A 21113-nucleotide genomic window follows, 5' to 3' on the forward strand; every position below is an offset into this window, starting at 1 on the left:
CAGCGCGTTCAGGCCAACCCCTCAGCCCTGAACTGTCAGACCGCGAAGCCGCGGTGGCGCCGCACCAGCTTGCGCATCATGAAGACGGTCTGCGCGATGGTGGCGAGGTAGAGGATCGGCCAGCCCAGCGACAGGATCGCCGACTGCACCCCGACGCTCTGCTGGCTCCAGGCGTAGATCCCGCCACCGAGGATCGCGACCAGCACGATCAGCGGCATGACGTACGCCGAGCCCTTGCCCTTCTCCGCGTTCGCCTGCGCGGCCCAGTTGTCCTTGTCGGTCTGCGCGAGGAACTGCGTCCAGGCCGAGACGAAGTGGCCCATCCGGATCCACATGTAGAGCTCGGCCGGGAAGAACAGCGCGGCGTACAGCAGGTCGGAGGCGCTCTTGTCCTTCATCGCCAGAGCCAGGCGCAGGTTCAGCAGCATCGCGATGACCGGCGGGATCAGCCAGATCGGGTTGAACACGAACGCGTGGATCGACAGCGCCGCCATCAGCAGCAGCATGAAGCCGATCCGGGACCCGATGTTGAACCCCATCGAGATGTTCTCGTACCAGCGCAGCCGCAGGTTCGGGTGCAGCGGCTGGCCCTTGTTGTCGCCGCGCTGGCCGGGCCAGAACAGGTCGATGGCGCCGAAGTTCCACTTGACCTGCTGACCGTGCAGGGCGCGGAGGTTCGTCATCGGGCCGACGAAGGCTCGGGCGGTCGCGCTGATCTTCGTACTGAAGCCGGCGTCCTTGATCTGGAGTGACAGCTTGCTGTCCTCCACCTCGCTGTCGCGCACCCAGGGCGCCTGCTGGTGGTGGCGGACCATCACCATCTCCAGCGCGCGGATGCTGAAGAGGCTGCACTGGCCGCCGAGCACCGCCATGTTCCGGCCGCGGAGCAGGTTGTCCATGTTGAACGCGCCGAACTGGGCCCGCTGGCCGGCCACCAGGAACCGGGCCATCAGCCCGCGGTACCGGCTCTTGTCGATCGTGTAGATGGCGCTCAGCCCGCCGATCCGCGGGTCGTCGGTCATCTCCAGTTCGAGCCGCTCCACGGTGTCCCGGGCGAGCGTGGTGTCGCCGTCGACGCCGAGGATGTAGTCGAAGCCGCGGGACAGGAAGTAGCCGTAGTTGAGCGCGCCGACCTTCTTGTCGGGGTTCACGCCCATGTCGTGGACGTGGATCTCGGTGACGAACTCCTCGCCCTTGATCGTCCGGGTGTGCTGGCCCTCGAAGCCGCGGGCGATCTCCGGGGTGTCGTCATCGGTGTTGTTGATGATGACGTGGATGACGTCCGGCAGCCGGGTCTGGGCGAGCAGGCTCTTCAGGACGTCGGCGATCGTCTCCTGCTCGTTGTAGCAGGGGATGATGCAGCTGATCGTGGCGTGCCGGGGCTTGGCCGCGGCGATCTCGTTGGACACCGCCTCCGCCGTCTCCAGCAGGGCCAGCTGCGGGATGGCCGGCGGCAGCGCCAGTGGTCCCGCCTTGTTGCTGCGCGGCATGAGAATGCGTCGGTCGGTAGCTCGGCGAAGGCCGGAACTCGTCTCGGTCATCGGGTGGCACCATTCGTGAGCAGAGGCAGGGCCAGAGTGTCCAGCGCGGTGGAGCGGTAGTAGCTGTTCGCCTTGGGGGCGGTCTCCACCAGCAGGTCCATCCGGATCGTGAGCGTGAGCGCCGTCGCTCCCGCCGTCGCGGCCGGCACCGTCACCACGGTGTTGTAGGGGTACGGCGGGGTGACGTCGAACTTGCCGCTGTCGGTGGCGACCACCGACCGGTTCGTGCCGTCGTCCTGGGTCACCTGGAAGGTGCTGATGGTGACCCGGTGGCTGCTGTCGGCGTCCTCGATGTGGGCGGCGACGTTGATCGTCTTGATCGACTCGGCGGTGTAGGTCTTCGCGTTGTCGGAGGTCCAGTACGTCAACTGGACCGTGAAGTTGCCCTGCTTCAGCCGGTGGGTGACCGTGCCGGTGTCCAGCGCGCCGCTCGCGCGGGCCACCTTGGTGACCGTCGCGGATGCCGTGGTCGAAGACGGCGACGGCTTAGCGGTCGGACTGCTGGTCGACTTGGTGCCGCCCAGCGGCTTACTGCTGCTGGTCAACTGTTCGAGGCTGTCGCAGCCGCTGAGGCTGCCGCAGAGCACAACGGCTGCGATGGCAGCTGCCGCACTTCGATGGAGGCGCACTGATGACCTCTTTGCTGGGAGACTGGCGATGGCAACGGGGGGACAGGCCGTAGATCGGTTCTTTCCGGCCCGGTCCAAGGGTTCGTGCGGAATCACCCCGTTGCGTGCGAGCCCGGGGTCGAGGGCCCAAGTCGGCGACCGGCACGCGCACTTGAGCGTTCCCGCGGCGACCTCGCCAGGAGCATCCGTTCGGCCGCCCAGCAGCGGCCGAAGGGAGACGAAAAACGACCGCGGCGGGCTGGAGCCGCCGCGGTCGCCGGGGTTACCGTGCCGGTCAGCCCCGGGTGTGGCCGTTCCCGGTGACGACGTACTTCGTCGAGGTCAGCTCGGGCAGGCCCATCGGGCCGCGGGCGTGCAGCTTCTGCGTGCTGATGCCGATCTCCGCGCCGAAGCCGAACTCGCCGCCGTCGGTGAACCGGGTGGACGCGTTGATCATCACCGCGGCCGCGTCGACGCCGGCCGTGAACCGCCGGGTCGCGCCGACCGCCTCGCTGACGATCGCCTCGGTGTGCCCCGTGCCGAACCGCCGGATGTGGTCCAGCGCGTCCTCCAGCGAGTCGACCACCGCGACCGAGATGTCGGCGGACAGGTATTCGGTGCCCCAGTCCTGCTCGGTGGCGGGGACCACGGCGTCGCTGTAACCGGCGACCCTCGCGTCGCCGTGCACCGTGACGCCCTTGGCCGCGAACTCCTCGAGGACCAGCGGCAGGAACGCGTCGGCGATCTCGGTGTGCACCAGCAGCGACTCGGCCGCGTTGCAGACCGAGTTCCGCTGGGTCTTCGAGTTGATCGTGATGGCCAGCGCCTTCTCCAGGTCGGCGGCGGCGTCCACGTACACGTGGCAGTTGCCGACGCCGGTCTCGATCACCGGGACCGTGGACTGCTCGACCACGGTCCGGATCAGGTCGGCGCCGCCGCGCGGGATCAGCACGTCGACCAGGCCGCGGGCGCGCATCAGTTCCTTCACCGAGTCGCGGGTGGTGGCGTCCAGCAGCTGGATGGCGTCGGCCGGCAGGCCCGCGTCGGCGACCGCCTTGCGCAGCACCGACACGATCGCCGCGTTCGACGAGAAGGCCGAGCCGGAGCCGCGCAGCAGCGCCGCGTTGCCGGACTTCAGGCAGATGCCGGCGGCGTCCGCGGTCACGTTCGGCCGACCCTCGTAGATCATGCCGACCACCCCGAACGGCACCCGGACCTGCCGCAACTCCAGGCCGTTGGCCAGCGTCGAGCCGCGCACCACGTCACCGACCGGGTCCGGCAGCGCGGCGAGCTGGCGCAGGCCGTCGGCCATCGCGGCGACCCGCTCCGGGCTCAGCGCGAGCCGGTCGATCATCGCCTCGGAGATGCCGTTCGCCCGCGCGTTCGCGACGTCGACCGCGTTCGCCGCGACGATGTCGCCGGCCCGCTCGACCAGCCGGTCGGCCATCAGCAGCAGCGCCGCGTCCTTCTCCGCCCGAGTCGCCCCGGCGAGATCGATGGCGGCGATCCTTGCGGCTGCGGCCTGCTCCAGCACGCTCATGAAAAACCCTTCTTTGCCCGTACGTCGTCAGAGGAGAACCAGGTCGTCGCGGTGCACGACCTCTCGTTCATATCCCGGCCCGAGCGCCGCCGCCAATTCCGGAGTGGACCGTCCGAGCAGCGCCGGCAACTCCACCGCGTCGTAGTTGACCAGCCCGCGCGCCACCGGGGCGCCGGACCCGGCGTCGACCAGGTCGACCGGGTCCCCGGCCGCGAACGAGCCGTCCACCGCGGTGATCCCGGCCGGCAGCAGCGACTTGCGCCGGCCCACCACCGCGGCGACCGCCCCCGCGTCCAGGTGCAGCCGGCCGCGCGGCGCGGTCGCGTGGGCCAGCCAGAACAGCCGGGCGGCCGGGCGGCTCGCGGCCGCCTCGAAGAGCGTGCCCACCTCGTCACCGGCCAGCACCTGCCCGGCCAGCGGCGCGGCGGTCAGCACCACCGGGATGCCGAACCCGGTGGCGATCCGGGCCGCCTCGACCTTGGTCACCATGCCGCCGGTGCCGACGCCGGACTTGCCGGCCGAGCCGATCGCGATGCCCGCCAGGTCGCGCTCGTCGCGGACCAGCGGGATCTTCCGCGCCGACGGGTCGGCCGGGTTGCCGGTGTAGAGCGCGTCCACATCGGATAGCAGCACCAGCAGGTCGGCGTCGACCAGCGCGGCGACCAGCGCGGCCAGCCGGTCGTTGTCGCCGAACCGGATCTCCTCGGTGGCGACGGTGTCGTTCTCGTTCACGATCGGCAGCGCGCCGAGGTCGAGCAGTTTCCGCAGCGTCCGGTACGCGTTGCGGTAGTGCGCGCGCCGGGTCACGTCGTCGACGGTCAGCAGCACCTGCGCGACGGTCAGGTCGTGCCGGGCGAACCCGGCGGTGTAGCGCGCGATCAGCCGGCCCTGGCCGACCGCGGCGGCGGCCTGCTGGGTGGCCAGGTCCCGCGGCCGGCGGGGCAGGTGCAGCGGGGCCAGCCCGGCGGCGATCGCGCCGCTGGAGACGAGAACCACCTCACGGCCCGCGCCGGCCAGGCCGCCCAGGATGTCGATCAAAGTGTCCAGACGCTGCTCGTCGATGCCGCCCGACGCGGTGGTCAGTGAGGACGACCCCACCTTCACCACGATCCGATGCGCACCGGTCACCACTTCCCGCACCCGGCCCATTCTGCTCGGCCGCCCGGTGAAGATCCGCGTCCGATCCCATATCGTGGCCGGTGATGACACCGGAGGAGTACCTCGAAGCCGTTCTCGCGTTGGTCGAGAGCATCCCGGAGGGCCGGGTGATGTCGTACGGCGCGATCGCCGACGCGCTGGCCGACCGCTCCGGCCGTAACTCGCCCCGCCAGATCGGGAGCATCATGGCCCGGCACGGCGGCGGGGTGCCGTGGCACCGGGTGGTGAACAGCGCCGGCCGGATGCCGCCCGGCCACGAGCAGGAAGCGCGGGCGCGACTGCTGTCCGAGGGCGTACCGTTGCGCGGCGACCGGGTAGTGATCGACAAGGCCGGGTGGAGCCCTGATGCAGACCGGACAGGCGAGTAGGACCGCGTACGCGGCGGCGCGTTATCGAGCCGCCCACCAGGTGCTGGAGCACGGCTCGATCTTCACCGACCCGCTTGCCCTGCGGATCCTCGGCCACCAGCCGGAGGAGTTGCTCGGCGACGAGCCCCGGCGCGGGATGCGTCTGTTCATCGCGGCCCGGCACCGGTTCGCCGAGGATCACCTGGCCGCGGCGGTGAGTCGCGGGGTGCGGACCGCCGTGGTGCTCGGGGCCGGGCTGGACACCTTCGCGTACCGGAATCCGCACCCGTCGCTGCGGGTGATCGAAATCGATCACCCGGACACGCAGGCGTGGAAGCGGGAGCGGCTCGCGGAGGCCGGGATCGACCTACCGGACAACATGCGATATGTCGGGATTGATTTCGAGCGGGAGAGCCTCCGTCTCGATCTTGACGAGCCGGCCTTCTTCCTGTGGATGGGTGTCGTGCCGTACCTCACCGCGGACGGGTTCGCGGAGACGCTGCGCTTCGTGGCGACCGTCGAGGGCAACGAGGTGGTCTTCGACTACGCCCAGTCGCCGGAGCGGATGCCGGCCGCGCGCCGGGCCGCGCTGGAGGCCCGGGCCGCCCGGGTCGCCAAGATCGGCGAGCCGTGGCTGACCTTCTTCGAGCCGGAGGAGATCGCGGCGCTGCTGGGCGAGCACAGCTTCGGCGACATCGAGGACCTGGGGCCGTCGGGCCTGGCGGCGCGCTACTTCAACCGCCCCGACGTGCCCCCGGACACCGCCGGCGGCCACGTCATCCACACCCGCCGCGAGTAGCCCGCCCGCCCCGGCGCCTGGGCCGAACAAATCCGCCGCGAGTAGCCCGCCCACCCCGGCGCCTGGGCCGAACAAATCCGCCGCGGATAGCGCGCCCGCCCCGGCGCCCGGCCGAACAAATCCGCCGCGAGTAGTCCGCGGGCCGCGGCACCCGGCCGGACAAACCGCCGCAGCTGGGCCCGCTCCTGGGGCCCGCGGCCGGACGGCCCCGCCGGGAACAGCCCGCTTGCTGGAGCGCCCGGCTGGACGAATCCGCTGCGAGTGGCCCGGGTGCCGTGGTGCCCGGCTGGACGAATCCGTTGCGGCGACGTTAGTAGCTGCGGCGACGTTAGTACTGGTCGTAGTCATGTGCGGGTAAAAAAAACAGGGCCCGCCCATCCCAAGGGGGGCCACCGCCTCTGCCGTAATTGTCGCTCGATTTTTCAAGATCGTGCGGGGTGCCTGTGGATGGCCCGTCAGTGTGGATAACTCCCACGGGTTCGGATCTTGGGGTAAGGCGCAGCCATCCGCGGAGCCGAGACAGCCTCGGTGGCCGTTCCGGGTTTTGGGGTAAACCGTGCCCACCCTCGGACGTCGCCCTGTAGGGCCTCGCGTTCTGGGCGCCCCGCGCCCTGCGAGGCCCGGAAGGGTCCCCGCGGGAGCGACGATCAGTTATTGGCCGCAGCCGAGGCAATGAAGAATTTGACCTTGATCGGGCGCAGCCCGGCGAAGCATTAACCCAGGCCGGCGAACGCGCCCGTCGCCCGCATCTGCCACTCGAAGAAACCGCGGCGATCCTCGTCGACGGAGTTGTTCAGCTGGCCGAAGAGTTCCGCGCTGATCGCGCCGCAGAGGTGGATGAAGCCGGACATTCCGGCGCCGACCAGATGGGCCGGCACGCCGACGCCGAACTGCTCGGCGACCCTCGCCAGCTCCTCCCCGAAGCGCCCCTCGGGCTGTGGCGGGACCGAGGTGATCCGGCCGCTCTCGATGCCGGCCCGGAGCGTTCCGGCCAGCGCGAAGATCACCCTGGTGGCGGGCACGATGGTGTCCTGCGGCGCCTGGTAGCCGGGGACCGGGCTGCCGTAGATCAGCGCCCACTGGTGCGGGTTGGCCAGCGCCCAGTCGCGGACCGCGTGCCCGATCGCGACCCAGCGTTCGACCAGGTCGTCCTGTGCGGCGGCGGCGACCTCGGCCGCCTCGCCGACCGCGTCGTAGGCGTCGATGATCATCGCGGTGAGCAGATCGTCGCGGCTCGCGAAGTAGCGGTAGACCGCGGACGAGGCCATGCCCAGATCCCGTGCGACCGCCCGTAACGACAGGTTTGCCCCGTCGGTTGCCAGGTGGCGGCCGGCCACCTGCTTGATCTCTTCGGTCATTTCGGCCCGGACCCGGGCCCGCAGGTTGGCGGCGCTCATGTTTGCCAGTGTGCCACAACGAGAGCACTGCTCTTGCAAAACCGAAATCCCTGTGGAACAGTTGTCCTCAACAGAGAGCACTGCTCGCAAAGGAGAACATCATGCACGTCGTCGTCGGTTCCGGCCCGATCGGCTCGAATGTCGCCCGTCTGCTCGCCGAGCAGGGTGAGCAGGTCCGGATCGTCACGCGCAGTGGCAGCGGCCCCGAGCACGCGCTGATCGAGCGGGTCGCCGCGGACGCGTCCGACGCCCGCCGCCTGACCGAGCTGACCCAGGGCGCCGAGGTGCTCTACAACTGTGCGAACCCGAAGTACACCGAGTGGGCCGACAAGTGGTTCCCGATGAACGACGCGATGATCGCCGCCGCCAAGGCGTCCGGCGCGATCTACGCGATCACCGGCAACCTGTATGGCTACGGCCCGCAGCCCGGCGGCCGGATGACCGAGGACACCCCGCTCGCCGCGGTCGGCCGCAAGGGCAAGATCCGCATCAAGATGTGGCAGGACGCGCTGGCCAGCGGCGTCCGGACGATCGAGGCCCGGGCGTCGGACTACGTCGGCGCCGGCGCGGCCAGCGTCTTCTCGCTGGTGCTGCTGCCGGCCATCCAGAAGGGCCGCACCGCGTTCGGCCCGGCCGACATGGATCAGCCGCACACCTTCACCTACACCGGCGACATGGCCCGCACGCTTGTCACGCTGGCGCGCGACGAGCGGGCCTGGGGCCGCGCCTGGCACGTGCCGTCGCCGGCCGCGATCACCATCCGGGCGATGGCCGCGCGGTACTGCGAGGTCGCCGGGGTGCCGCAGGTCAAGGTGCACGGCCTGCCGCGCTTCACGATGCGCGCGGCCGGGGCGGTCGTCCCGATGGCCCGCGAGATGGCCGAGATGGACTACCAGTTCTACGCGCCGTTCCAGATGGACAGCTCGCGCACCGAGCGGACGTTCGGGCTGCAGCCCACCGACCTGGACGTGGCGCTGCGCGAGGTCGCGGACGCGGCCGAGGTCACCGCGGCCCGCCGGATGTGACAGGTAAGCTCCGTGCTCGTGTCCACCGAGCCGGCGTTGATGGATCGCGTTCCCGAGGCCGCCGACCAGCCCGCGGGCGGTCGGCGGGCGAGCCGGATCGGGCTGCTCGCGGTCTGGCCGGCGCTGGTGATCTACACGATCACCCACGTCATCGACCTGCTGGCGGTCTGGCGCGCGGCGACCGACATCCACCGGCCGCTGATCGTCACGCTGAGTCGCTACGACGCGTTCTCCTACGTCTCGATCGCGACCCGGGGGTACGACCCGGCCATCCCGCTGAAGCCGGACGGCACGCTCAGCACCACGAACCTGGCGTTCTTCCCGCTGTTCCCCGGCCTGAGCGCGCTGGTCGACCCGATCCTGCCGGGCGACGGCCGGATCGCCGGCGTGGTGATCTCCTGGCTGGCCGGCCTCGCCGCCGCCTGGGGCCTGTTCGCGGTCGGCACCCACCTGCGGGACCGGCGCACCGGCATCATCCTGGCCGTGCTCTGGGGCGTCCTGCCGCTGGCCTGGGTGCAGGCGATGGGCTACTCGGAGACGCTGTTCACCGCGCTGGCCGCCTGGACGCTCTACGCGGTGCTCCGCCGCAACTGGCTGCTCGCCGGTCCGCTCTGCCTGCTGGCCGGCCTGACCCGGCCGACCGCCGCCGCGCTGGTCGCCGCGGTCGGCCTGGCCGCCCTGGTCGCGGTGATCCGGCGGCAGGACGGCTGGCGACCGTGGGTCGGCGGGGCGCTCGCGCCGCTGGGCTTCCTGGGGTACGTCGCCTGGGTCGGCGCCCGGCTGGGTCGGGCCGACGGCTACTTCCACGTGCAGAACGACTCGTGGAAGATGCGGTACGACGACGGGTCGTACACCCTCCGGATGCTGCACAAGCTGTTCACCGGCCCGCAGCCGCTGGCCTTCTACGTGATCACCGCGCTCCTCTGCCTGGCCGTGGTCCTGCTGCTCCTCGCGATCCCGGACGTGCCCTGGCCGCTGCTGGTCTACGCCGCGGTGATCGTGGTCCTGGCGCTGTTCGGCGACGGCTACTTCAACGCCAAGGCGCGCCTGATCCTGCCGGCCTTCCCGCTGCTGCTGCCGGTCGCCTTCGCGCTCGGCCGGGCCCGCTGGTGGACCGTCACGGTGATCCTGGGCAGCCTGGCCGGCTTCGCCGCGATCTACGCGGTCTACCTGACCACGATCTGGAAGTTCAGCCCGTAGGTCACAGCAGCAGCCCGACGCCGCCGCGCCGGGGATCGCCCGCGGCGCCGGCCTGGCCGACCGCGGTCACCCCGCCGAAGTAGTGGTTGAGGTCGGGCCACTCGACCACCTGCCAGCCGGCCGCCCGCAACGCGGCCAGTTCGGCCGGCGGGCACCCGTGCTCGGCGTGGATGGTGTCCTCCACCGCGTGGAACCGTGGCCGGGCGATCGCCTCGGCCACGCCCAGGTCGTCCACCAGCACCCCGAGCAGCGTGTCGAGCAGGGCGGTCCGGATCCGTGACGCCCCCGCCGAGCCCGCCGCCACGGTCAGCGTGCCGTCCGGCCCGATCACCACGAGCGGGCACATGTACGACGACATCCGCCGCCCCGGCACCAACTCCTCGGTGAGCAGCTCACCCTCGCCGAGCATGGAGTTCAGGTTGATGCCGAGCCCGGGCAGCCACACGCCGGCGCCCAGCCCGAGCGTCGTCGTGATCACGCAGGCGTTGCCCTCCGGGTCGACCACCGAGACGTTCGTGGTGTCGCCCAGCCGCTGCACCCCGCGGTTCCGCAGCGCGGTGGCCACCCCGGGGGCGCGGCCGGGCCGGGACAGGTCGGCCGGCAGCCCGCCGATGGTGTCCACGGTCCGGTTCAGGTCGTGCCGGGCGCAGACCCGGTGGCCGGCCAGCATGGCGTGGTCGACCGGCACCTGGGCCACCCGGTAGCCGGCCAGGTCGGCCGGGCCGAGCGTGCCGCCGGCCTCGCGGACCGTCGAGACCAGCAGCTCGGCGTACTCCCCGGTGTAGAACACCCCGGGACCGACCGTCGCCAGCGCGTCCATCGCGGTCGCCAGGCCCTGGTGGAAGAGCAGCTCGTCGCTCTCCAGCAGGCGCCCGTGCGGCTGGTAGGAGGCCGCGCCGTCGCCGTAGGCCAGCGCCGGCGCGCACGACTTCAGGGTGTTGGCGTGCGCGGCCGGCAGCAGCACCCCGGTCCGGGCCAGGCCGGCCGCCGGGGCCACCACTTCGGACCAGGGCAGCCGGCCCCAGCGCCGGTGCACCTCGCCGAGCCCGGCCGGCACCCCGGGCACGGCCACGCTGGCCCCGCCGATCGAATAGATCTGTGGCAGGCCGCCGAAGAACACGTCGACCGCGACCATCGGCTCCGGTTTCCGGTCGCCGTCCAGGCCCGGCACCGCCACGAAGAAGTCCAGGCAGGTGACCTCGCCGGTACGCGCGTCGAAGTAGGTGGCGAACCCGCCGCCACCCAGCCCGGTGTAGATCGTCTCGGCGACGCAGCAGGCCAGGACGGCGGCGACCGCCGCGTCGGCGGCGGTTCCGCCCGCCTCGAGAATCCGCACTCCGGTGCGGGTGGTCGCCGGATGGCTCGCGGCGACGCCGGCCGCAACGCTTCCCATGCGAGCGAGCGTAGGCGGCAAGGCCCGATCGTGGTTACCATGCGCGTCGATGACGCCCATCGGTCCCTCTCCCGTGGTAACCCGGCCGAGTGTCCTGCCCCGGGGGGTTTTGGCTGGGTATGCCCTTGGCTCCCTGGTCACCGGGGCGTTCGGGACCGTGCCCGGTTTGCTTCTTCTGCCCTATCTGACGGACACGCTGGGGGTCGCCGCGGGCGTTTCCGGCCTGCTCGTACTGCTGCCGAAGGCGTGGGACGTGCTGGTCAACCCGCTGGCCGGTCGGATCTCGGACCGGAGCGGCTCCCGTCGCCCGTTCCTGCTGGTCGCGGGGCTGCTGCTGGGCGTGCTGTTCGCGGCCATCTTCGGGGCGCCGTTCACCGGGGAGGCGGCGTCCGGGGCGTACGTCGCGATCGCCTTTCTCCTGGCCGCCACGGCCTACGCGTTCTTCCAGGTGCCCTACGTCGCGATGCCGGCCGAGCTGACCGACGGCTACGCCGAGCGCACCCGCCTGATGACCTGGCGGGTCGCGGTCCTGGCGGTGGCCATCCTGATCTCCGGCGCGATCGCGCCGCTGGTGGTCGACGCCACCGGCGGCGGCCGGACCGGCCACCGGTGGTCCGGGTTGTTCGTCGGCCTGCTCATCGCGGTGGGCACGGTCGCCACCTTCCTGGGTACGCGGAAAGCCTCGTCCCGAACCGCATCGGAGGCCGAACCGAGCCTCGCCGCCCAACTATGCGTGGCCTCGGCGAACGCCCCGTTCCGCGCGCTGCTGCTGTGCTGGGTCGTGCAGGCCGCCGGGATCGGCACGATGCTCGCCGGCGTGCAGTACTTCGCCGACCACGTGATCCACCAGAAGGCCGGCGGCACGTTCCTGTTCGCCGCGTTCGTCGGCCCGGCGCTGCTGGTGATGCCGCTCTGGAGCCGGGTCGGCCGGCGGCACGGCAAGCTCCGCTCGCTGATCGCCGGCTCGCTGCTGTTCGCCGGCGGCGCGCTGGTCCTGCTCGCCTCGCCGACGCTGCCGCCGGTCGCGGTCTACCTGGTCGTCGCCGTGGTCGGCGCCGGGTACGCCGGCCAGCAGGTGTTCGCGATGGCGATGCTGCCGGACTGCATCGCCTACGACACCGCGCGCACCGGCCGCCGCCAGGCCGGCGTCTTCACCGGCCTGTGGACCGCGGGGGAGACCCTCGGCCTGGCGCTCGGCCCGGGCATCTACGCGCTGGTGCTGCAGCTCTTCGGGTACGTCTCCTCGGCCACCGGGGAGGCCGCCGCGCAGGACGCCACGGCCCGGCTCGGCGTGCTGCTCGGCTTCACCGTGCTGCCGGCGCTGCTGGTCGGCGTGGCCGTACTCCTCCTCCGTGGTTACCGCGAAGTCGCTCGTTCCGAGGAGGTCGGGTCATGATCGATGCACTGCCGGAGAAGGGTGTTCCCGGCGACCAGATCCTCGCCGAGCTGCGGGCGTTGCGGGAAGGCGACCTGCCCACCCACGGCGGGCGGCTCTTCGCGTACGTCTACGACCCCGCCGTCGACGGTCTGGACGAGCTGGCCCGTCAGGCGTACGCCGTCTCCGCCTCGGTCAACGGCCTCGACCCGACCGCCTTCCCGTCCCTGCTCGCGATGGAGAACGCGCTGGTCGGCGCGGCCGCCCGGCTGCTCGGCGGGGACGTCGGCACGGTCGGCAGCGTGACCGGCGGCGGCACCGAGTCGCTGATCCTGGCGGTGAAGACGGCCCGGGACGCGCACCCCGCGATCAAGGAGCCGCGCCTGGTCGTCCCGTCGACGGCGCACGCGGCGTTCGCCAAGGCCGCGCACTATCTGCGGGTCGGGCTGGACGTCGTACCGGTGCGGGATCTCCGGGCCGACCCGGTGGCGATGGCCGCCGCGATCGGGCCGGACACCGTGCTGGTCGCGGCGTCCGCGCCGTCCTACGCGCACGGCGTCGTCGACCCGATCCCCGCGCTGGCCGCGGTCGCTTCGGAGCGGGGCGTCCGGTTCCACGTGGACGCCTGCTTCGGCGGCTGGATCCTGCCGTACCTGCGCCGGCTCGGCGCCGACCTGCCGCCGTTCGACCTGTCCGTACCCGGCGTCACCAGCATCTCGGTCGACCTGCACAAATACGCGTACGCGCCGAAGGGCGTCTCGATCCTGCTGCACCGCACCGAGGAGCTGCGCCGCCCGCAGTACTTCGCCTACGCCGACTGGCCCGGCTACACGATGATCAACCCGGTCATCTCGTCCACCCGCTCCGGCGGCCCGATCGCCGCGGCCCTGGCCACGCTGCGCTCCATCGGCGACGCCGGGTACCTCGGCCTGGCGGCCTCGACCCGGGAAGCGGTCGACATCCTCTCCGCCGCGGTCGAGGAGATTTCCGGGGTACGTCTGTACGCCCCACCCGAGAGCAGCGTCGTCTGCCTCGCCTCCGACGGCGTCGACCTGTTCGTCCTCGCCGACGAGCTGGCCGCCCGGGGCTGGCACACCCAGCCGCAGATGGCGTACCGGGACCTCCCGCCCACGATCCACCTGACGGTGACCGCCTCGGTCCGCGCCGAAGCCCCGTCCTTCGCCGCCGACCTGTCCGCCGCGGTCGCCGCCGCGCAGGCCCGCGGCCCGGTCGAGATCCCGCCGCTGCCGCCCCTGACCCCGGACCTGATCACCCCGGAGCTCATCGCCGGCCTGGCCGAGGGCCTGGGCCTGGGCGCCGGCGACTTCAGCCGGATGGCCCAGGTCAACGCGCTGCTGAACGCCGCCCCGCCGGCCCTGCGCGAGGCCCTCCTGACCGGCTTCCTCAGCCTCCTCCAACGCCCATCGTTCGAGTGACGCCATGACGCAATGATTGCGTCATACTTGCTCCATGCTTTATCCGACGCCGAGGCTGAACGATGCCGACCAGAAGGTGCTGGCCGGTATCGAGGACATGCGCCAGGAACTGCGTCACCAGATCCAGGCCAACCCCGGCAAATGGCCGCACGGTCTGCGGAAATATTTGACGGCCGACGCCGTGGCGGCGTCGAATTCGATCGAGGGTTTCCGCGTCTCCACCGTCGACGTCCAAGACTTGATGGACGGTGAGCGGGACGTCGACGTCTCCGACGAGAACCGGGAGGAGACGCTCGCCTACCAGCGGATGATGACCTACGTCCAGTCGCTGCACGACGCCGCCGACTTCTCGTTCAGCAAGGGGTTCTTGAACGCGCTGCACTGGATGCTGCAGGGACATCGCCATACCCAGCGCAAACCCGCCGGTCAATGGCGTGCCGGACCGGTGTTCGTCACCGACCCGCGCGACCCGAGCATCGCCGCCTACACCGCACCCGACGCTGCCGGCGTCCCCGATCTGGCGGAAGAACTGGTGGCCTGGCTCAACACGCAGGACGACGCGCATCCCCTGGTCCGTGCGGCGATGGCACACCTGCACCTGGTCTCCATCCATCCATGGGCGGACGGCAACGGCCGGATGTCCCGATCCCTGCAGACCTTGCTCATCGCGCGGGAGGGAGTGCTCGCCCCGGAGTTCTCCTCGATCGAGGCGTGGCTCGGCCGGCCCGGCAACACCTGGGAGTACTACAAGGAGCTCCAGCGTCGCGGCCCGGTCTACCGTCCGGACCAGGACGTCGCGAGTTGGATCCGGTTCAACCTCACCGCCTACCACCAGCAGGCGCAGACCGTGCGAAACCGGGCCGCCCGGTCGGCCACGGTGTGGGGTCTTCTGCTGGCCTTCACCGACTCGGCGGACCTGGACGAGCGGGTGATCTCCGCGCTGCATGATGTCGCTGTGGTCGGCCGGATCCGCCGCGCACGATACGAGCAGGCCGAGGGACTGACCCTGCAGCAGGCCCAACGCGATCTCCGGGATCTGGTCGCGGCCGGCCTGCTGGAGCCGGTGGGCCGCACCCGGGCTCGTTTCTACACGGTCGGGCCACGGTTTCCGGAGCGCGTACTGGCCGTGGCACGCACGCCGATGACGCTGACCGCGCCCTATTCGGATGCAGTAGGTTGACGAAATGGCCCTACCTGGCGTGCTCGGTGAACCCATCCGGTTCGTGCTGAACTGGGGGCGCCGCTACTCCCTGTGGGTGTTCAACTTCGGCCTCGCCTGCTGCGCGATCGAGTTCATCGCGTCCAGCATGAGCCGGCACGACTTCATGCGGCTCGGGGTGATCCCGTTCGCGCACGGCCCGCGCCAGGCCGACCTGATGGTCGTCTCCGGCACGGTCACCGACAAGATGGCGCCGGCCATCAAGCGTCTTTACGACCAGATGCCCGAGCCGAAGTACGTGATCTCGTTCGGTTCCTGCTCCAACTGCGGCGGGCCGTACTGGGACTCGTACTCGGTCACCAAGGGCGTCGACCAGATCATCCCGGTCGACGTCTACGTCCCGGGCTGCCCGCCCCGCCCGGAAGCCCTGCTCCACGGCATCCTCCGCCTCCAGGAAAAGATCGCCGCCGAACAGTCCGGCCCCGGCGGCGTCTCCCGCCCCGACCCGCTGACCAGGAATGCCGCCGCCCTGACCGCCCCGATGGTCACTCCGACAGGCACCTGAGGTACTTGGGTACCCGGGTACTCTGGTTCCCGGGGGTGTAGCCCATGATCGCGGAAGGTAAGCGGCAGGCGCCGCTGAAGATCGACCCGGCCACTGACGAACTGATCACTCAGGCCGCTCATTTTCTCGGCATGACGAAGAAGGATTTCGTGGCCGAGGCCGCCCGGGCCTACTTGGACCTGCGCCGGGAAGAGGTGCGCCGGGGCATGGCCGAGTCGATGAGGGTGCTCGACGGATCTCTCAGTTCAAGCGTCGCGGCGCTGACCGGTCTGTCCCCAGACCGAATCGAGGAACTTGGCGGCGTCGGAGACTGGACGGAGTGATCGGTGACGCTGCGCCCGACGATCCGATGTCTCCGGGAGGATCTACGACTGCCCATTCCCTCGGCCAGGGTTCCATTGGATCAGGTCGCGCACCCTCTGATCGCCAAGGCAGTGGAGAAGTTCGCCGATCCGGCGACACCTCACGAGCGCATTCGCTCGATCGACGACGTGGTTCTTTTCAAGGTCAAGGTCGAGCGATGGCGCGGAGCGGTGTTCACCGATGATCCGGCGGCGGAGGTCCGGGATTGGCTGGTGGCGGCAGGCCGGCGTGAAGACGGTTCCCATGACGATTTCTATGCCGCTTTGCATTTGCAGGCGCGGGCTGCTCGCCAGCGTCACAACGCGGAGCATGACAAGCCGCTGACCACCTACGCCCACAGCGTCGGCCTGCTCCCTAATCAAGACGATGACGACCGGTATCGGATCGAGGCCGGGACTCGCTTTCTTCTGCGGCTCAATTCGGTCGTCCGGGACCTCGTTCGGGGCTCGCTGGGGGACGGCCACGAACATGCTTCGGACTTTCCAGGCTTTCGGCTGGGGGTCATCGTCCGTGCGGATGACGGCAACGAGACCTATGTCGCGATCCGGATCACCGGCTCGGTTCCGGAGAGGCTCATCGCGTTGATCCTCGCGAGGATTCCCGGCTGCGCGGCGGACGCCTGGTTCCCGGAATATGCCCTGCCAGAGCGCAGTCTCCTACCGGCTGAGCAGGCCTGGTCGAATCTGATGGATCCCAAGGCAGCCGCCGAACTATTGGGCGGGCAGGAGTAGCAGACGCGCTCCCTGGGCTCGCCCGGCCGGTCTAGCGTGATCGGCATGAGTCAAGGGTCCCGTGCTGATTTCCTCGTCGACGTGCTTGCCCGGGAGTTCGGGGAGCTGATGGCGATCGATCCGGCGGCGTTCCGCCGCAAGTTCCGGAAGATGGCGGCCTCGCCGTTCGCGTTCTACCGGGGCAGCGCCTCGGTCTTCTACGCGGACCAGGCCGGTGACTACCGTGACGACAGTTATCTCGACGAGCGGACCAGCCGGGTGTGGATCCACGGCGACCTGCACGCGGAGAACTTCGGCACGTACATGAACTCGTCGGGGCGGCTCGTCTTCAACGTCAACGACTTCGACGAAGCGTACGTCGGGCCCTTCTCCTGGGATTTGAAGCGTTTCTCGGCGAGCGTCGCGCTGATCGGTTACTCCAAGGCGCTCTCCGACGACAGCATCACCGCGCTGGTCACCACGTTCGCCGAGGCCTACCTGCTGGAGCTGCGGGCGATCGCGCACGGCGGGGACGACGCGATCGGCTCGATCACGCTGGAGAACGCGGACGGGGTGCTGCGCCGCGTGCTGCAGGAGGCGCGGCTGAACACCCGGGTGGACCTGCTCAACGGGCAGACCACGGTCGACGACTACGAGCGCCGGTTCTCGATGGGTGACGGCGTCTACGACGTCGATGAGGCCACCGCGGCCCGGGTGACCAGCGCGTTCGAGGAGTACCTGGGCACGCTGCCGGAGGCCGGGCGGCCGATCTCCACCACGATCAAGGACATCAAGCTGCGCAAGGGGGTGGGGATCGGGTCGGCCGGGCTGCCCTCCTACAACCTGCTGCTCGAGGGGCACACCGAGGCGTTGGAGAACGACGTCATCATCTACATGAAGCAGGCCCAGGTGCCGGCCGTCGCGCGGTGGATCGACGACGAGCGGGTCCGGTCGTACTTCCGGCACCAGGGTCATCGCACCGCCGAGTCGCAGCGGGCGCTGCAGGCGCACGCCGACCCCTGGCTCGGGTTCACCGAGCTGGGCGGGGTCGGTCAGCTGGTCGCCGAGGTGTCGCCGTACGCCGCCGACCTGGACTGGTCCGACGTCAACGAGCCGGAGGAGCTGGCCGGGGTGATCGCCGACCTGGGTCGCGCGGTGGCCCGGATGCACTCGGTCGCCGACGACGAGTCGAGCCACGACCTGGTCGACTTCTCCACCGAGGAGGCGATCGTCGCGGTCGTCGACAAGGACGAGGCGGGTTTCGTACGGCATCTGGTCGAGTTCGCGCACAAGTACGGTGACCAGGCCCGCGAGGACCACCAGGACTTCGTCGACGTGTTCCGCAACGGCCGCATCCCGGGCCTGTAAACGCGTCAGCGGCGGTCCACCCGCACCGCGGCGGCGGCCTGCCCGATGGCTGCCGCCGTCGGACTGACGTCGATGATCGTCACTTTTGTCCCCTTCGGCATGGTCACGTCGAGGTGCCCGACCGCCGGAACGTCGGCGCACTTCTGCGTGAACGTGGCGACGGGGACCGGGACGCCGGGATCGTCCGGCCGTCCCCGCCCGACATCGACCCGCACGGCGCCGGTGCCGACGCAGGCCACCGTGATCCGATATTTCCCGGCGGTCATGCTCTGGTCGTCGGTGCCGGTGCTGCCCTTGGTCAGGAACCCGGAGAGGACGCTGACCGAGCCGCTTCCGACCGCATCGTGCGCGGCGACCTGCATGCGTTCCCGGGCGGCTTCGGTCAGAGCCAGCGAATATGCGACGCCGGACCGTCCTTCGGCCTCCGGGTCCGGGGTGAAGATCACGTCGATTGGCTGATCCGACGCGGCTACGGTCACCGGGACTGTGAGAATCGGCGGCGCCCCGTTACAAAACAGGGTGAACGGGGTCCCGGCTACGACCATCGCGACATATCCGGCGTCGCCGACGCAGGTCGCCCTGACCTCGTAGTCTCCGGCGACAAGGGACCGGGTCTGCCGCCCGGCCTCGATCGCGGTGCCACCGATCGGCGGGTCGTCCTGATCCAGGCCGATCAGGTGGGCCGCGGACCGGGCGAGCGCCTCCCGGGCCGCCGGGGGGAGGGCCGGCGCGGTCGCCGTGTGCCGTGTCATCGGCTGCCCGCCGAGGCCGATCCCGGCCGCGACCACCACGACCAGGCCGGCCGTCGTAATCGCAGCCGTCCGGCGCCGCCGGCGCCGGACCGTGTTCCGAGCCGCTTCGGTGCCCGGCGGGAGGATTCGCGGCATGGTGTCGTTGCGCAGGTCCGCGAAGAGCTGCTCGAGCTGGTCGGTCATGGCTGCCCTCCGGTGGCCTCGGTCAGGTTGAGGCGGGCCGCCATCGCGGTCCGCCCGCGGTGCAGCCAGGACTTCACGGTCCCCTCGGCGACGCCCTCGCGGTGGGCCACCTCGGCCACCGGCATGTCGGCCAGGTAGTGCAGGACCAGTGCCCGCCGATGGTTGTCCGGCAGCTCGGCCAGCGCCGCGATCAGTGCCACCCGGTCCGGCCCGGGCCCGTCGGCGTGCAGTTCGAGCACCGGCTGCCGGCGCAGGAAGCCGAGCGCGGTCTTCGTCCGCCGCCAGCGACTCACCGCCAGGTTCCAGGCCACCCGGCGGATCCAGGCGACCGGATCGTCGTACCGGGAGACTTTCCGCCATCGGGCCAAGGCCCGGCAGAACGCTTCCTGTACGACGTCCTGCGCCTCCTGCCGATCCCCGAAGTAGGCGTACAACTGCACGGTCAGGTCCGCGTAGTGGGCGGCGTACACCTCGTCGAACGTCGGCGGGTCGTGATGCACGGCGCTCGGCGGCTCCGATCGGTGCTCGGCAATGACTGTCACGGCGACTACACGCCCGTACCCGGCGGGAGGTTGCACTCCGATCCTGGCCCATAGGATGACGCCATGACGCCGGAAGAGGTCGGAGAGCGACTGGTCCACCTGATGGCCACCGACGATCCCGCCCTGGGTGAGGTCACCGCCGAGGTGTCCGGTGGCGGTCCCGGCCACGCCCGCGCGGTGGTCGACGTGCCGGCCGCCCGCTGGTGGCACGCGGCCGGGATCGCGCGGGATCCGGGCGCGCTGGGCTGCGACTTCTTCGACTGGGTGTCCGCGGTGGACGAGCTCGACGGCGGGTTCGCGGTGATCGCGCACCTCTGGTCCACCCGGCGCCGGCACGGCGTGCTGCTGCGCACCCGGGTGCCGCGGGTGGATCCCGAGGTGGAGTCCCTGGTGGATCTCTATCCGGGCGCCGCGTGGCACGAGCGGGAGACGTACGAAATGTTCGGCATTGTCTTTGCTCGTCATCCCGACCTGCGGCCGCTGCTGCTGCCCCCGGAGTTCGAGGGGCACCCGCTGCGCAAGGAGTTCGTGCTGGCCGCCCGGGTGGCGAAGCCGTGGCCGGGCGCGAAGGAGCCGGGCGAGTCGGAGGCCGGCGGCCCGGCCAAGCGCGCCCCGATGCGCCCGCCCGGGGTGCCCGATCCGAACGAGTGGGGCCCGCGGGCGCGGAAGGCCGAGGGGGAGGGCAACTGATGCCGCTCTGGCTGGACCTTCTGATCCGGGTGGTCGCCGTGATGGTCGCCTTCCTGGTCCTTCCGCTCGTCGTCGGCCAGGCCGAGCACAAGGTGATGGCGCACATGCAGGGCCGGGTCGGCCCGATGTACGCCGGCGCGTTCCACGGCTGGGCTCAGCTCATCGCGGACGGGGTCAAGTTCGTACAGAAGGAGGATGTGCACCCGGACGGCTCGGACCGGACCGTCTTCCGATTGGCCCCGATTGTCGCCCTGTTCCCCTATCTGGTCGTCATCCTGACGATTCCGCTGGGCCCGAACGGCCTGGTCGCGCAGCGCCTGGACATCGGCTTGTTCCTGGTCCTGGCGGTGCTGGGCTTCGGCGTGGTCGCGGTGCTGATGTCCGCGTGGGCCTCGGCCAACAAGTACAGCCTGCTCGGCGGCCTGCGCGGCGCCGCCCAGCTGCTCGGCTACGAGCTGCCGCTGGTGCTGGCCGCGGCCAGTGTCGCGATGGCGGCCGGCACGCTGAGCCTGCCCGGCATCGTCGAGGCCTGGCGCCCGTGGTGGCTGATCTGGCAGGCCCCGGCCGGCCTGGTCTTCTTCATCGCCGGCCTGGCCGAGATCCGCCGGCCCCCGTTCGACATGCCGATCGCCGACTCCGAGCTGGTCTTCGGCTACATGACCGAGTACACCGGCCTGCGCTTCGCGTTCTTCCTGCTGGCGGAGTACGTCGGCATCGTCGTGATCGCCGCCCTGACCACGGTCCTGTTCCTGGGCGGCTGGCACGGCCCGGCCGCGGACCATCTCGGCTGGCTCTGGACGCTGCTGAAGATCGGCGCCCTGTCCTTCGTGATCATCTGGTTCCGGGTGACGTACCCGCGCCTGCGCGAGGACCAGCTCCAGCGCCTCTGCTGGCTGATCCTGGTCCCGGTCACCCTCGCCCAGCTCGTCCTCACCGTCGCGGTGAAGTCCCTTATTTGAGCG

The 21113-nt window shown here is 70.7% G+C and carries 21 protein-coding genes; 13 read left to right on the forward strand and 8 right to left on the reverse strand.

Annotated elements, in window-relative coordinates; genetic code table 11:
* Positions 1 to 35: 35 nt before the first annotated feature.
* The 4 genes from L3i22_RS02840 to proB form a co-directional block, all read right to left on the reverse strand.
* Positions 36 to 1541, reverse strand: a complete 1506-nt coding sequence (locus tag L3i22_RS02840) for a glycosyltransferase (protein ID WP_221325454.1) — start codon at positions 1539 to 1541, stop codon at positions 36 to 38.
* Entirely contained in the window at positions 1538 to 2086 is a 549-nt protein-coding gene (locus L3i22_RS02845; RefSeq protein ID WP_255657907.1) for a hypothetical protein, read from the reverse strand. Before L3i22_RS02845 ends, L3i22_RS02840 begins: the two co-directional genes overlap by 4 nt.
* 358 nt (positions 2087 to 2444) lie before the next feature.
* A complete protein-coding gene (locus L3i22_RS02850; protein WP_221325456.1) occupies positions 2445 to 3689 on the reverse strand; it encodes a glutamate-5-semialdehyde dehydrogenase in 1245 nt (414 codons plus the stop codon).
* 27 nt (positions 3690 to 3716) lie between these two features.
* Positions 3717 to 4829: a glutamate 5-kinase gene (gene proB / locus L3i22_RS02855; RefSeq protein ID WP_221325457.1), complete on the reverse strand. Its 1113-nt coding sequence runs from the start codon at positions 4827 to 4829 to the stop codon at positions 3717 to 3719.
* A 62-nt stretch (positions 4830 to 4891) separates the two neighbouring features.
* Here proB and L3i22_RS02860 point away from each other — a divergent pair, with 62 nt between their 5' ends.
* Positions 4892 to 5215, forward strand: a complete 324-nt coding sequence (locus tag L3i22_RS02860; RefSeq protein ID WP_221325458.1) for an MGMT family protein — start codon at positions 4892 to 4894, stop codon at positions 5213 to 5215.
* Positions 5193 to 5993: an SAM-dependent methyltransferase gene (locus tag L3i22_RS02865; protein ID WP_221325459.1), complete on the forward strand. Its 801-nt coding sequence runs from the start codon at positions 5193 to 5195 to the stop codon at positions 5991 to 5993. The genes L3i22_RS02860 and L3i22_RS02865 overlap by 23 nt, the downstream gene beginning before the upstream one ends.
* A gap of 713 nt (positions 5994 to 6706) precedes the next feature.
* Here L3i22_RS02865 and L3i22_RS02870 read toward each other — a convergent pair.
* Positions 6707 to 7390, reverse strand: a complete 684-nt coding sequence (locus L3i22_RS02870; protein ID WP_221325460.1) for a TetR/AcrR family transcriptional regulator — start codon at positions 7388 to 7390, stop codon at positions 6707 to 6709.
* A 101-nt stretch (positions 7391 to 7491) separates the two neighbouring features.
* Here L3i22_RS02870 and L3i22_RS02875 point away from each other — a divergent pair, with 101 nt between their 5' ends.
* Positions 7492 to 8415 carry an NAD-dependent epimerase/dehydratase family protein gene (locus tag L3i22_RS02875; RefSeq protein ID WP_221325461.1) on the forward strand — a complete coding sequence of 308 codons (924 nt, stop codon included), beginning with the start codon at positions 7492 to 7494 and terminating at the stop codon, positions 8413 to 8415.
* Between the two features lie 18 nt (positions 8416 to 8433).
* Positions 8434 to 9615, forward strand: coding sequence for a hypothetical protein (locus L3i22_RS02880; RefSeq protein WP_255657908.1), 1182 nt, complete (start codon positions 8434 to 8436; stop codon positions 9613 to 9615).
* A gap of 1 nt (position 9616) precedes the next feature.
* Here L3i22_RS02880 and L3i22_RS02885 read toward each other — a convergent pair whose 3' ends face one another.
* Entirely contained in the window at positions 9617 to 11008 is a 1392-nt protein-coding gene (locus tag L3i22_RS02885; protein ID WP_221325462.1) for a gamma-glutamyltransferase, read from the reverse strand.
* A 49-nt stretch (positions 11009 to 11057) separates the two neighbouring features.
* Here L3i22_RS02885 and L3i22_RS02890 point away from each other — a divergent pair, with 49 nt between their 5' ends.
* From L3i22_RS02890 to L3i22_RS02920, 7 genes are read left to right on the forward strand one after another with little or no spacing between them, the layout of a single operon-like run.
* Positions 11058 to 12404: an MFS transporter gene (locus L3i22_RS02890; protein ID WP_255657909.1), complete on the forward strand. Its 1347-nt coding sequence runs from the start codon at positions 11058 to 11060 to the stop codon at positions 12402 to 12404.
* A complete protein-coding gene (locus tag L3i22_RS02895) occupies positions 12401 to 13819 on the forward strand; it encodes an aminotransferase class V-fold PLP-dependent enzyme (protein ID WP_221325464.1) in 1419 nt (472 codons plus the stop codon). Before L3i22_RS02890 ends, L3i22_RS02895 begins: the two co-directional genes overlap by 4 nt.
* Positions 13820 to 13853: 34 nt before the next feature.
* Positions 13854 to 14999, forward strand: a complete 1146-nt coding sequence (locus tag L3i22_RS02900) for a Fic family protein (protein WP_221325465.1) — start codon at positions 13854 to 13856, stop codon at positions 14997 to 14999.
* A gap of 4 nt (positions 15000 to 15003) precedes the next feature.
* Entirely contained in the window at positions 15004 to 15543 is a 540-nt protein-coding gene (locus tag L3i22_RS02905; protein WP_221325466.1) for an NADH-quinone oxidoreductase subunit B, read from the forward strand.
* Between the two features lie 44 nt (positions 15544 to 15587).
* On the forward strand, positions 15588 to 15866 hold the full coding sequence (locus L3i22_RS02910) for a hypothetical protein (protein ID WP_221325467.1): 279 nt from the start codon (positions 15588 to 15590) through the stop codon (positions 15864 to 15866).
* A 3-nt stretch (positions 15867 to 15869) separates the two neighbouring features.
* On the forward strand, positions 15870 to 16637 hold the full coding sequence (locus L3i22_RS02915; RefSeq protein WP_221325468.1) for a hypothetical protein: 768 nt from the start codon (positions 15870 to 15872) through the stop codon (positions 16635 to 16637).
* Positions 16638 to 16682: 45 nt separating this feature from the next.
* Complete coding sequence (locus L3i22_RS02920) at positions 16683 to 17984, forward strand: DUF2252 domain-containing protein (RefSeq protein WP_221325469.1); 1302 nt, start codon at positions 16683 to 16685, stop codon at positions 17982 to 17984.
* A gap of 5 nt (positions 17985 to 17989) precedes the next feature.
* Here L3i22_RS02920 and L3i22_RS02925 read toward each other — a convergent pair whose 3' ends face one another.
* Positions 17990 to 18919: a hypothetical protein gene (locus L3i22_RS02925; protein WP_221325470.1), complete on the reverse strand. Its 930-nt coding sequence runs from the start codon at positions 18917 to 18919 to the stop codon at positions 17990 to 17992.
* Positions 18916 to 19461 (reverse strand): RNA polymerase sigma factor, encoded by a 546-nt coding sequence (locus tag L3i22_RS02930; protein ID WP_370644351.1) that lies wholly within the window; start codon positions 19459 to 19461, stop codon positions 18916 to 18918. The genes L3i22_RS02925 and L3i22_RS02930 overlap by 4 nt, the downstream gene beginning before the upstream one ends.
* Before the next feature lie 63 nt (positions 19462 to 19524).
* On the opposite strand from L3i22_RS02930, the gene L3i22_RS02935 reads away from it, so the two are divergent.
* Both L3i22_RS02935 and L3i22_RS02940 read left to right on the forward strand, forming a co-directional pair.
* On the forward strand, positions 19525 to 20151 hold the full coding sequence (locus tag L3i22_RS02935; RefSeq protein ID WP_221325471.1) for an NADH-quinone oxidoreductase subunit C: 627 nt from the start codon (positions 19525 to 19527) through the stop codon (positions 20149 to 20151).
* Positions 20151 to 21110, forward strand: a complete 960-nt coding sequence (locus tag L3i22_RS02940) for a complex I subunit 1 family protein (RefSeq protein ID WP_221325472.1) — start codon at positions 20151 to 20153, stop codon at positions 21108 to 21110. The genes L3i22_RS02935 and L3i22_RS02940 overlap by 1 nt, the downstream gene beginning before the upstream one ends.
* The last annotated feature ends 3 nt before the right edge of the window (positions 21111 to 21113 follow it).

This window comes from Actinoplanes sp. L3-i22, from assembly GCF_019704555.1.
Classification (GTDB): domain Bacteria; phylum Actinomycetota; class Actinomycetes; order Mycobacteriales; family Micromonosporaceae; genus Actinoplanes.